The sequence below is a fragment of the Schaalia turicensis genome (assembly GCF_019380255.1).
Lineage (GTDB): Bacteria > Actinomycetota > Actinomycetes > Actinomycetales > Actinomycetaceae > Pauljensenia > Pauljensenia turicensis_A.
In genome coordinates this window covers 1,793,494-1,805,362 of sequence record NZ_CP048928.1, presented here as the reverse complement: position 1 = coordinate 1,805,362, position 11,869 = coordinate 1,793,494, and the positions used below count along the sequence as shown (strand labels likewise).

General features: G+C 58.9%; 10 protein-coding genes. 5 read left to right on the top strand and 5 right to left on the bottom strand.

Going from position 1 to position 11,869, the window contains the following annotated elements; genetic code table 11:
- Positions 1–7: 7 nt before the first annotated feature.
- Entirely contained in the window at positions 8–985 is a 978-nt protein-coding gene (pheA, locus tag G5S47_RS07905) for a prephenate dehydratase (RefSeq protein ID WP_006680537.1), read from the top strand.
- Positions 986–1,002: 17 nt separating this feature from the next.
- Here the strand turns inward: pheA and G5S47_RS07900 are convergent, their stop codons facing one another.
- Positions 1,003–2,343 carry a diacylglycerol/lipid kinase family protein gene (locus G5S47_RS07900; RefSeq protein ID WP_103633014.1) on the bottom strand — a complete coding sequence of 447 codons (1,341 nt, stop codon included), beginning with the start codon at positions 2,341–2,343 and terminating at the stop codon, positions 1,003–1,005.
- 186 nt (positions 2,344–2,529) lie between these two features.
- Here G5S47_RS07900 and serS point away from each other — a divergent pair, with 186 nt between their 5' ends.
- From serS to G5S47_RS07880, 4 genes are all read left to right on the top strand, one after another.
- Positions 2,530–3,804 (top strand): serine--tRNA ligase, encoded by a 1,275-nt coding sequence (gene serS / locus G5S47_RS07895; protein WP_103632905.1) that lies wholly within the window; start codon positions 2,530–2,532, stop codon positions 3,802–3,804.
- 6 nt (positions 3,805–3,810) lie between these two features.
- Positions 3,811–4,758, top strand: a complete 948-nt coding sequence (locus tag G5S47_RS07890; protein ID WP_219585530.1) for an HAD hydrolase family protein — start codon at positions 3,811–3,813, stop codon at positions 4,756–4,758.
- Between the two features lie 76 nt (positions 4,759–4,834).
- Positions 4,835–6,427, top strand: a complete 1,593-nt coding sequence (locus G5S47_RS07885; RefSeq protein WP_219585529.1) for a xylulokinase — start codon at positions 4,835–4,837, stop codon at positions 6,425–6,427.
- Between the two features lie 175 nt (positions 6,428–6,602).
- Positions 6,603–7,484, top strand: a complete 882-nt coding sequence (locus G5S47_RS07880; RefSeq protein WP_179370054.1) for a DUF5926 family protein — start codon at positions 6,603–6,605, stop codon at positions 7,482–7,484.
- Positions 7,485–7,577: 93 nt separating this feature from the next.
- Here the strand turns inward: G5S47_RS07880 and G5S47_RS07875 are convergent, their stop codons facing one another.
- The 4 genes from G5S47_RS07875 to G5S47_RS07860 all read right to left on the bottom strand — a co-directional run bounded on the left by G5S47_RS07875 (position 7,578) and on the right by G5S47_RS07860 (position 11,799).
- Positions 7,578–8,411 (bottom strand): glycosyltransferase, encoded by an 834-nt coding sequence (locus tag G5S47_RS07875; RefSeq protein ID WP_257878449.1) that lies wholly within the window; start codon positions 8,409–8,411, stop codon positions 7,578–7,580.
- A 58-nt stretch (positions 8,412–8,469) separates the two neighbouring features.
- The gene (locus G5S47_RS07870) at positions 8,470–11,022 is read right to left on the bottom strand and encodes a heavy metal translocating P-type ATPase (RefSeq protein WP_219585528.1); all 2,553 of its coding nucleotides are present in this window, start codon (positions 11,020–11,022) and stop codon (positions 8,470–8,472) included.
- A 204-nt stretch (positions 11,023–11,226) separates the two neighbouring features.
- Positions 11,227–11,472 carry a heavy-metal-associated domain-containing protein gene (locus tag G5S47_RS07865; RefSeq protein WP_219585527.1) on the bottom strand — a complete coding sequence of 82 codons (246 nt, stop codon included), beginning with the start codon at positions 11,470–11,472 and terminating at the stop codon, positions 11,227–11,229.
- 42 nt (positions 11,473–11,514) lie between these two features.
- Complete coding sequence (locus G5S47_RS07860; protein ID WP_103632911.1) at positions 11,515–11,799, bottom strand: metal-sensitive transcriptional regulator; 285 nt, start codon at positions 11,797–11,799, stop codon at positions 11,515–11,517.
- Between the last annotated feature and the right edge of the window lie 70 nt (positions 11,800–11,869).

Genomic DNA, 11,869 nt, shown 5'->3' with positions numbered 1-11,869 from the left:
GACATCAATGTCATTGCGAATCGCATTCCTTGGGCCGTTCGGAACGTTCACCGAGCAGGCCGTGCGCCAAGTCGCGCCAGTCGACGCGACACTGATGCCGATGACCAGTGCACCGCAGGCTCTGGCCGCTGTTCGCCAGGGCAAAGCCGACCGCGCGGTTGTGCCGATCGAGAATTCAATTGAGGGTGGCGTGAACGCGACTCTTGATTCACTCTCCCGAGGTGAGCCACTGGTGATCGTTGCTGAAATGGTTGTCCAAGTGGTGTTCCAGCTGGCTGTTCGTCCGGGAACCCAGCCCGAAGATGTTCGTCGCATTGGTACGCACCCGCACGCGTGGGCTCAGTGTCGTGGATGGGTTGAAGCCACTTTCCCGGGCGCTGTTCACGTGCCTGCCACTTCCACGGCAGCCGGGGCAGAAATCCTTTCCGGTGGTGACGCCCCGTTTGATGCGGCTCTCTGCAACGAGGTTTCGGTTCAGACCTATGGTCTTGAAGCGATTTACAAGGACGTCGCTGATAATCCAGGTGCCGTGACGCGTTTCGTCCTGGTGTCGAAGCCGGGTCAGATCCCCGCGCCAACGGGTGCGGATAAGACGACGATCCAGGTTGCTCTTCCGGTGAACGAGTCCGGTGCATTGCTGACCCTGTTGGAGCAGTTCGCTGTCCGCGGTGTCGACCTTTCGCGTATTGAGTCTCGCCCAAGCGGTGACGGTTTGGGTGATTACACGTTCAGCATCGACATTGTTGGACACATTTCCGAAGAACGTGTTCAAGCCGCTCTTGTTGGTCTGCATCGCTATTCGCCCGAGGTTCGTTTTATGGGGTCATACCCGCGCGTTGACGGAATGAAAGCACATGTTCTGCGTGGAACCAGCGATGAGGATTTCCATGCGGGTCGCGCATGGGTGGCGTCAATTCTTCAGGGTGGAAATGGCGTTGACGTTCCGGATTACCCGGTTGTGCCGTCGTGGCCGTTGAACGGCTGACTGCTTATTTCCCGGTTTCAGTTTTCGAGGCCGGGAACCGCAATATCTAGAGCCTGTGGATCAAGCCGGACGTGAACGGTTCGCGCAGTTCCGATCGCGTCACCATCAACCTGAATCACCTGGGGTGATTGAGCGGCGACGGATGCGCCCTCTGCCTGCCTGAACTGAATCTTGCCGGTGGAAACCGGAAGATTCATGGTCTTCACACCCAGTCCCTGTCCCATGATCTTCAAGGACAGGTCCGCCCAGCCCAGCACACCAGCTTCCGTGTTGACGGCAATGACATCAATCAGCCCGTCATCGACGCGAGCACCCGGTGCCAAGGTGATGAATGGAAGTTCCCCGCAGTTCGCAAACATGACAGTGCGCGAATGAACCCACGTGAGAACTGATTCGGGCTGATCAGGGACGCTGACCCCGCTGATCGTTGCGGATTCGTCAACGACGCGAGAGTGCTCATCATCTCCGGGAGCATCCCCGACAGGATCATCGATCGGTTTCGGGTTGCGGAGCATCAAGCGCAGTCGTGTTCCTTCCTTCGCGATTGCTCCGAGGGCTGCTACCACATAGGCAACCCATCCAACCTTCTTCTTCAGTTCTGAATCGGTCGCAGCCATCGTTTCGCCGTCGAAGCCAAGACCGGCGATGACGACAAACGAATACTCGTCCGTTCCCGGCAGATTCTGAGCGCGGTGCGCCAGTGAGGAGTCCGCCTGATCGAGTGATGGCGGAGTATCAGTGTCAACTCTGTTCTTCGTCAGAGCCGCCCGCACCAGCATTCCCTCCGCGGGAATCTCGGAAGGTGTGTCGACGTTGTCGACGCGCAACCACCCGCAGTCAAGCGCCCGGTGGTTTTCTCCCAGAGCAATGCGCATCGCTTGAGCTGAATCGTCGATCGGAATTCCTAGGTTACGGGCCAGAATGTTGCCGGTGCCGGCGGGAATAATGCCCATACGCACACCCGACCCAGCAACGCCCGCGGCCACAGCGCGCACCGTGCCGTCACCACCGGAAGCAATGATGACGGATGCGCCCTGCGCCAAAGCGTCAATTGCTTGACCGGTGCCGGGGTCTTCCGCGGTTGTTTCACGCCAATGCACGTGGTCAATGCCCATCTGATGCGCAGCCTGATTGACTTCGGCTTTGAAAGCATCCACATCATCATGCTTGACCGGATTCACGATCACCCACGGACGTGGGCGACCGCGCTCGGGATCGAAAGCGGAACTGGGGGTGAGCATCGCATCTTTGCGCAGTTGCAAGCGTGCTTGACGCGTCTGATACCAACGCCAGAGCCACAGGCCACCAAAGAGAACGAACGCAAGCGTAAGAATGCCCACCACAATCCAGATCATCATGCATCCAAGACTATCCATCGAACGCTTTTCGCGTCCCGCCAGAAAACAAAATTGGTGGATAAATCAAATCCGCAATCCATCGCTGTGGAAACGCCTGTCCACATCCGGAGCCTGTTCACTTGCGTTATCCACACAAGCGCTGGTCGTGAATAACGCCAGGCCGAACCCTGCCCTAAGATTGGAAGCATGATTGATGTTCGCGCACTTCGTGAAAACCCTGAGCCCGCCCGTGCCTCCCAGCGCGCACGCGGTGGCGATGTTGAACTCGTCGACCGCATCCTTGAAGCTGATGCACTGCGTCGCACCAGCCTGCAGGATTTCGAGTCCCTTCGATCTACCCAGAAGGAAGTTTCCAAGTCGGTCGGTAAGGCATCCAAGGAAGAGCGCCCTGCGATTCTCGCTCGGGCGAAGGAACTTGCCGAACAGGTGAAGGCTCTCGAAGCCAAGGCGAACGAAGCAGACGCAGACGCTGACCGTCTTGCACGCCTGTTGCCGAACCTCGTCCTCGATGGTGTTCCGGTTGGTGGTGAAGAAGACTTCGTCGTCCTGCGCCACGAAGGCCCCAAGCCACGTGACTTCGCAGCCGAAGGCTTCGAACCCGCAGACCACCTGGCCATTGGTGAAGGCCTCGACGCGATCGACACCAAGCGTGGCGCAAAAGTCTCCGGCGCACGCTTCTACTACCTCAAGGGCATCGGCGCTCGCCTTGAACTCGCCATGATGACAATGGCACTCGACCAGGCCGTCAAGGCTGGTTTTGTCCCGATGATGACCCCGACCCTCGTGACCCCCGCAGTCATGGGCGGTACCGGCTTCCTCAACGAGCACTCGGACGAGATCTACTACCTGCCCGCCGACGACCTGTACCTGACCGGTACGTCCGAAGTGGCGCTCGCGGGCTATCACGCCGACGAGATCCTCGATCTGTCCGACGGTCCGAAGCGTTATCTAGGGTGGTCCACCTGCTACCGTCGCGAAGCCGGTTCTGCAGGCAAGGACACACGTGGCATCATCCGCGTCCATCAGTTCAACAAGGCTGAAATGTTCTCCTACTGCCGCCCCGAGCAGGCTGAAGAAGAGCACCAGCGCTTCCTGGCATGGGAAGAAGAGATGCTCCGCAAGGTTGAGCTTCCCTACCGCGTCATTGACACGGCTGCCGGCGACCTCGGCACCTCGGCTGCACGCAAGTTCGACTGCGAAGCATGGTTGCCGACCCAGGAACGCTACATGGAGGTCACGTCGACCTCGAACTGCACCACTTTCCAGGCACGTCGCCTGGGCATTCGTGAGCGCCGCGAAAATGGCATGGCCCCAGTGGCAACGCTGAATGGCACTCTTGCCACCACTCGCTGGCTGGTTTCGATCCTCGAAAATCACCAGCAGGCAGACGGCTCGGTCTACGTTCCCGAAGCAATGCGTCCGTACCTAGGCGGTCTGGAAGTGCTCGAGCCTGTCAAGTGACATCGCATGGCTGAAACTTCCAACGCGCCCATCGTTAACCTTGTGTCCCCGCCCCCATCGGGTGAGGCACCGATCCAGTTTGAATCACTGGTCGAATCAGCATTTCAGGCGTTGCCCGAATCGATGCCGACGGATCCGAAGAAGATCCTGATCGGTCTTGACCTTGATGGAACGGTGCTCTTACCGACGGGGGCGTCGGCGCGTGTGCGCGCAGCAATCGGCGCTGCTGAAGATGCGGGGATGAACGTCGTTATTGCGACGGGGCGTTCGTTGGAAGCGACGCAGCCGGTGCTTGAGCAACTGGGGGATCCTCGTGCGTGGGCGCTCTGCTCGAACGGTGCTATCCGCGTTCACTTTTCTGACGCGTATGCTCCTGGCGTGTTGTCTGCTGGCATTTCCACTTTTGATCCGTCGACCTTGGTTGACCAGGTTGGTCAGGGGATGCCGAATGCTCTGATCGGTGTGGAAATTCCTGGAATGTTCCTCATCTCCGGCGTTTTTCCACCCGGGGAACTGATCGAAGAATTCGCCGTGAAACCGATTGAAGACCTTAAGGTAGCTGACGCGATTAAGGTTGTCATTCGTGAACCAGCGATGAACCGTGAAGAGTTTGAAACTGCTTTGACCAATGCGGGAGTTATTGGGAACTGGGAATGCTCAATCGGTTGGACCAGTTGGGCTGACGTTCTTCCCCTGGGAGTAACGAAAGCCAGCGGGCTTGAAACTCTGAGCGCCGACTTGGGTGTTCCCTTTGAAGGCACTGTCGCGATCGGTGATGGCACGAATGATGTTCCCATGATTGAGTGGGCAAACTTCGGCGTTGTCATGGGTGGCGCCGATGATAATGTGAAAAAATCCGGTGATTTTGTCACGGGAGCCGTCGAAAACGATGGTGCTGCGGCCATCATTTGTGCACTTCTTCGTCATTGTGGGCAAACCATTACGGACATTTGAGTCAGTGATAGCGTGGCATCGATAACGCGTGAAACAATTTCGACACGTCAACGATGACAAGTGGAGGACTAAACGCATGAGTGCTGCAGTTCAAGAGCTGATTGAAAACGGCCAGACCGCGCTGGGCATCGAGCTCGGCTCAACTCGAATTAAGGCCGTTCTTATTGGCCCCGACCACGAGGTTCTGGCGACGGGTGGTCATTCGTGGGAGAACCAGATTGTCGACGGCCTCTGGTCATACAGTCTTTCCGCCGTCAAAGAAGGCTTGTGTGATGCCTATGCGACACTGGTTGCGCAGGTGAAGGAACGCTACGGTGTTGTTCCTACGACCTACGGTTCGCTGGGTATTTCGGCGATGATGCATGGCTATCTTGCGTTTGATGCCGATGGCAAGCAGCTTGCTCCGTTTAGGACGTGGCGTAACACGAACACGGGTCGCGCCGCGGCCGAGCTGATCGATGCGTTCCACTTCAACATTCCGCTTCGCTGGTCGATTGCTCATCTTCATCAGGCGGTCATTGATGAAGAGACGCACGTTCCTCAGATTGCGTCGATCAATACTCTGTCTGGTTGGGTGCATGAGCAACTGACTGGTCGCCATGTTCTGGGTATTGGTGACGCGTCGGGTATGTTCCCGATTGATTCGGTTGCCGGTGATTTTGACGCGTCGATGGTTGCTGCCTACGACGAGTTGGTTGCTCCGCGTCATCTGCCGTGGCGGTTGTCCGACCTGCTTCCGACGGTTTTGAGTGCTGGCGAAGATGCGGGTGTCCTGACCGAGGAAGGCGCGCTGTTGCTTGACCCGACGGGCACACTCCGCCCGGGTATTGCGATGTGTCCGCCTGAAGGTGACGCTGGTACGGGCATGGTGGCGACGAATTCGGTGGCTCAGCGTACGGGTAACATTTCGTGTGGCACCTCCGTGTTCCTCATGATCGTGCTGGAGAAGGCGTTGAAACGCCTGCACACTGAGGTCGATATGGTGACGACTCCCGACGGTTCGCCCGTGGCGATGGTTCACTCGAACAACGGTTCGTCCGAGTTGGATGAGTGGGTTGGCATGTTCGTCGAGTTTGCGAAGCTTGCGGGCATGGATATGAAGGTTTCTGACGTGTATGACCTTCTGTATTTCAACGCGCTGAAGGGTGATGCTGATGGTGCGGGACTGCTGGCGTACAACACGCTGTCCGCAGAGCCGATCATGGGCTTGGAAGGCGGTCGCCCGCTGTTCACTCACACCCCGGATGCCACGTTCACCTTGGCGAATGTGTTCCGCGTTCAGCTGATGAGCGTCTTTGCGGCCGTCCGTATCGGACTCGACATTCTTGCCGATGAAGGGGTCGGGCTGGACAAGGTTTTCGCTCACGGTGGTCTGTTCAAGACGCCGGGTGTGGCGCAGAAGATCCTTGCGGATTCGCTGGGGATTGCGGCGTCCGTTGGTGAAACCGCTGGCGAGGGTGGCGCGTGGGGTATCGCGGTGCTCGCTCAGTTCATGAAGTCGCGCGGTGAAGGTGAGACTCTTCCCGAATATCTTGATTCCAAGGTGTTTGCGAACGTCCAGGCTACCGTCATCGACGCGGATCCCGATGATGCTCAGGCGTACGAGAGGTTCCTGGAACGCTTCAAGATAGCTCTTCCGGCTGTGCAGGCTGCCGCGGATAATAGCTGAGTTTTCCGGGCACTTCTAGGTGCCAGTTTCGTTTGCGGCCCCGGCCTCGTGAATAATAATGACGAGGCCGGGATCATCTGCATTGTCGCACCGCGCTTGAGTGTGCCCGATTGGACTAGCGCCGAACCGGACGTGGAATAACGCCGGCGGGCGTGCTACCGCTACGATTTGGACTATGGGTAAAGCAAGCCGCCGCAAGAAGGTAACAAATCCTGCCGCTCGTCCGGCATTCCGCGCTCCGATTCCGTTCGTTGCCCGCCCTTACGAGGGTCTCAAGGGTGAGGTTGAGCTGGTCGCCATGCGCGAGATCCTCCCGTGCGCCATCATGAGCGCACGCACTAACGCTGAGCATGGCGCGGTCGAATTCGATTTCGTCACTCTGCTCCCGGACGGTCATCCCGCGATGGTGCGTGGCGATGGTCGAATTCTGGTTGCAGCTCAGACTCGTTTCAACTCGGCTGATCTGTCGCACGACGCTGGCGCTGCAATTCTCGCAGCGATTGCAGCCAAGGCTGACGGCGTCGAGGGCGTTATTGACATTGATGTACGCGAACCTTCCGATCGTCTCCAGGACATCCTGGATCCGGAAGGCTTCGGCGAAATGAGCCTCGAAGAAAACTTCCACTTCTGGCTGAACCCGGAAGAGGAAATGGACGAGCAGACCACTCGTGCGCTTGAAGAAAACCGCGACGAGGTCATCCCGACCGTCGCAGTTCCCGGTGTTACCGGTATGTTCTGGTGCGAGATGAACCGTAACTTCGTGCGCTACGTGACCGACGTGGAAGAGTCCGCGCTGTTCACCGGCTTGGCTCGCCTGCAGGCAGCTGGCAAGGCTCGCATGGGCGAGGGCTCGCGCTTTGTAGGGGCGTTCCGTGCATGTGGCATCGCAATCCCGGTCTTCGAACTTGCCGAGGGTGCGACCGCTGATGACATCGCCGAAGACGCAGCAACCCTGGCAACCGAGCTTGAAAAGGCTCTTGCCGTGAAGGAGCCACTGACCGCTGATGAGCGTCGTGCTCGCCAGGGCATGGTCTCGCGTCAGGTGACGATCCGCTGATTGATGGTGTGAATCGCTGACAAACGTATGGTGCCCTGCTTGGGATCCTCCCAAGCAGGGCATTGAAGTTTTACGGTTGAAATCCTTGAACGGCTAGGCGTCAGTGAGTTCCCGATCACGTGCAACGCATGGGTAGGGGATTCCAACACCCTGGCGAGCATTCGCATACGGGTGCGGGTGATGGTGGCGCGCTTTTGCGCGACCGAATACCGTGCGAATTGAAGCGATCGTCGTATCGGTGAAGCGCGTACGCGGGTTCAAATCGCCGAATGATTTATCGGCACCTGTGCGTTCGAAACTGCAGGGAATCTCAATGATCGACAAGCCTGCGTTGAGCACATCAATCGTCATTGCAATTTCCAAGCCGTACCCGTTCATAAAGGGCATAGCTGCCGTGATTCCCTCGCGTGTCACGCAACGCACGGACGCAAGCGGGTAAGCGGGTTCCCAGCCGGTTGCGCGTCGAATAACGCGACGCGCCAACTGCGCAGCCCGTCCCAATTTCGACGTGAGGCTCATTCCTACGGGAATAGAACACGCGCAGTCGGCTTCACCGTTCATCACGGACTCAACAAGCGCAGTAGCCTCAACCGCCGAATCTCCCAAGTCAGCGTTCAGAACAAGAAGAAGGCGCGCAGGCCAATCCGCCCGATCGCGCATCGCGGCCACTTTGACTCCAGTCTCGATGGCGGACGCGCGGCCTCGTTCCACAGAATGGCGGACGACGACTGCACCGGCGGCGCGGGCGGCAGCTCCCGTGTTGTCATCGGACCCATCGTCGACAACGATCAGCAGATCGACGCCGGGGATGGCTCGGCATGCGCGCACAGTACCGGCAACATCGTGGCCAACATTGTGGGCTGGGATGATGGCTGCCACTCGTTGAGGAGCGACGTTTGACCGCGCTGGCAGACTGGGAGGATTCACCCTTACAGTGTAAAACACTGGCAAAGTCTGTTAGGGCAGTTGTTCACGTGGTGACCCGCTAGTGTGCTGAACGCAAACGCAACGAATTCAACACAACGAACACGGATGAGAACGCCATCGCAGCCGACGCAAGCATGGGGTTCAGCAGGCCGGCGATTGCCAGCGGAATCATTGCAACGTTGTAGGCAAATGCCCAGAACAGATTGCCCTTAATGATGCGCAGGGTACGGCGCGAAATGCGGATGGCAGTGGCTGCGCTGGTCAAGTCGGAATTGACCAACGTAATGTCAGCGACCTCGATCGCAACATCGGTCCCTGATCCCATAGCGATCCCCAGGCCATGGGCGCCCGCCTGAGCAAGTGCCGCAGCGTCGTTTACGCCGTCGCCAACCATGGCGACAACACGTCCCTCATCCTGCAATCCCTTGATGATGTCGAACTTCTTTTCCGGCATAACCTGCGAAATAACGCGCGAAATACCAACTTGCTGAGCAACATGTTGAGCGGCTGCCTCGTTGTCTCCGGTCAGCAGGATCGGCTCAATACCCAATCCCTTGAACTGCTCGATTGCGGTCTGAGACGTGTCCTTCACGGTGTCGCGAACAACCAGAACACCGTACGCGTAGCCTTCAATACGCTCCGGCAGGATCCTCTGAGCGGAGGTCGTCTTCTCTTCAGTGTTCGCTGACATCGACGTCTCTGACGCAGATATGTCGGTTCGCCAAAGCACGGTTCCTTGGTATCCCGCGTTGTTGACGATGGTTTCGAGTTCTTCATCCGTGTGCGGTTCGGTCAGCGTGATCGTCGCGGACTCGGTCGCAAGGTTCACCGAGGCACTGACACCGTCGAGTCTGCCGAGCTTCCTCTCGACCCTGCGCACACACGACGCGCACGTCATGCCCTGGACGTTCATCGTGATCGTGGCCAGAGGAGCGGGCGCGGTCAAGCCGGGGACGTCAAGCGAAGTTTCTGCCGACTCGGAGGTGGAAGAGTCGGCCACCGATTCTACTGCGGTGGCTGAGTGAGCGTGGCCGGCCTCGTTGGAATCACTCCACTGGCCAGTCTGGGCGATCATGATTGCGGTCGCGCCACTTGCTTCGGCGGTGGCAACTGCAGACTCGACCTCGTACGGAATGGTGACGCCCAGGGAATCCAGCCATGACGCGCGTCCAACCAACACCAGCGAATCGCCACCGGAAGGGGTGTCTACCAGCGCAGATACACCAAGTCCTGCGTGGTTCGAGAATCCGCGAATCGACGAGGGCGCGACTCCCCGCGCGCTCGCACCGCTGACAATGGCGCGAGCAATAGGGTGCTCGGACGCAGACTCAACCGCGGCAGCAAGGCTGAGGATTATATCTTCCGATAGTCGGTCGCCGTTCAACTCCGGTGGAGCAACGATGCTTTCCAGCGACATCTTGCCGGTGGTGACGGTGCCGGTCTTATCCAGAACGATCGTGTCGATCGTTCGCGTCTGCTCCAGCGTTTCGGCGGATTTGATGACGATACCCAGCTGGGATGCGCGACCGGATCCCACCATAAGAGCGGTCGGAGTCGCCAAGCCGAGTGCGCATGGGCAGGCGACAACCAGCACGGCAACGCCGGCGGTGAAGGCTGCCTGCAGGGATGCTCCAGCGATCAGCCAGCCGATCAAAGTCGCCAGTGCGATGCCGATGACGACCGGAACGAAGACTCCGGAAAGACGGTCGGCAAGTCGCTGAACAGGGGCTTTACTGGCCTGCGCTTGGCTCACCATCGCGCCGATGCGAGCAAAAGTAGTGTCGGCTCCGACTCGGGTTGCCTTGACCGCGAGGGCGCCCCACGTGTTGATCGTCGCGCCGGTGACCTCGTCGCCCACGCTGATGTCTTCGGGCACAGATTCGCCGGTCAGCAAGGAAATGTCGAGTGCGGACTGGCCTTCAACAACGATGCCGTCCGTGGCCACCTTCTCGCCGGGCCGAACAATGAACATGTCGCCGACCTGCAAAGATGCTGCCGGAACAACCACTTCGTGACGCGCGCCGGTGGCGGGATCGACTTCGATCTTCGTCGCTTCCTTTGCGCCGGATTCAAGCAGTGCTCGCAGTGCGTTGCCGGCGCGGTATCGGGCGCGCGCTTCCATCCACCGTCCGGTCAGAAGGAAGACGGTGATCGTGCAGGCGCCCTCGAAATAGATTTCCGCGTGATGTGTGGCCGTGGCTGCGCGTGGGAAGAGAGTCATCGACATGCGCATGCCGAGTTCGCCTGCACCACCGAAGAGGAGAGCCCACCAGCTCCACAGGGAGGACGCAGTGACGCCCAGTGACACCAGGGTGTCCATCGTTGTTGATCCGTGGCGTCCAGCCGCAAAGGCTGCCTTGTGGAAGGTCCATGCACCCCAGGTGGTGACGGGGATCGATGCAATGGCGACACCCCACTGCCAGCCGACGAACTGCCAGGCGGGCACCATCGACAAAAGCATGGCGATTAACCAGAAGGGGATGCAGATGATCAGTCGGCGCTTGAGGTCCTGCGCATGAACTTTGACGCCTTCGCCGATGTGGGTTGTGCCCTCGGATTCATAGGAGTCGGAAACGGGGGCGACGGACTGAAGAGTGGAGGATGTAGACACGGTTGTCTTTCCTTGTCCGCTTGTCGGGACGTGCCACGAAGGCTGAGTGTGTGGGCATGCCGACTGGTGGCGTGCCTGCAGGTGGTCGTGGGTGTCCGGGCGCGGAAGGGAGGTGGTCGAGGACGTGGCGCGTTATGTTGGGCCACGTGCCGGCCAGTTTTGAGGTACGAGGCCGGGCGCGGGCGATGCCCGCGCCCGAGGGTCTCAGAAGTCGCGGGTGATGCCGACCAGCTCGAAGCCTGCTTCGGACACGGCTTCACGCAGGGCGTCATCGTCAAGGGCAACGTCGGACACGAGGGTGACCTTGGAGGTGGCACCGGAGTTGAGGATGACGTCAACGTTCTTCACGCCGGCAACGTCGGATAGTTCCTCGGTGATGGACTGGACGCAGTGTCCGCAGGTCAGGCCATTAACGGCGAGTTCAACGGTGCGATCGATTTCCATGGTCATGCTGTTCTCCTTGTTGTGGCTGGATCGTGCAAAGTAGGTGGTTCAGGACTTAATGAGCCGGGCGATTGCCTTGGTGGCCTCTTCAATCTTTTCGTGCGCGGCTTCGTCGGATTCTTTGGCGGCGTGGACGACGCAGTGGTTCATGTGGTCTTCCAGCAGGCCGATGGCAACAGAATCGAGCGCTGATTGGACGGCGGACATCTGCGTAATGATGTCGATGCAGTACTCGTTTTCGCTGACCATGCGCTGGAGTCCGCGAACCTGTCCTTCAATACGGCGGAGTCTGGCCAGATAACGGTCAGTGGAGGCTGAATATCCGTATGCCATGGGTTGCCTTTCCTGCTTGTCTTTCTGAAATGAAGAATACCCCTAGGGGGTATAGGTGTCAATGGCTGAA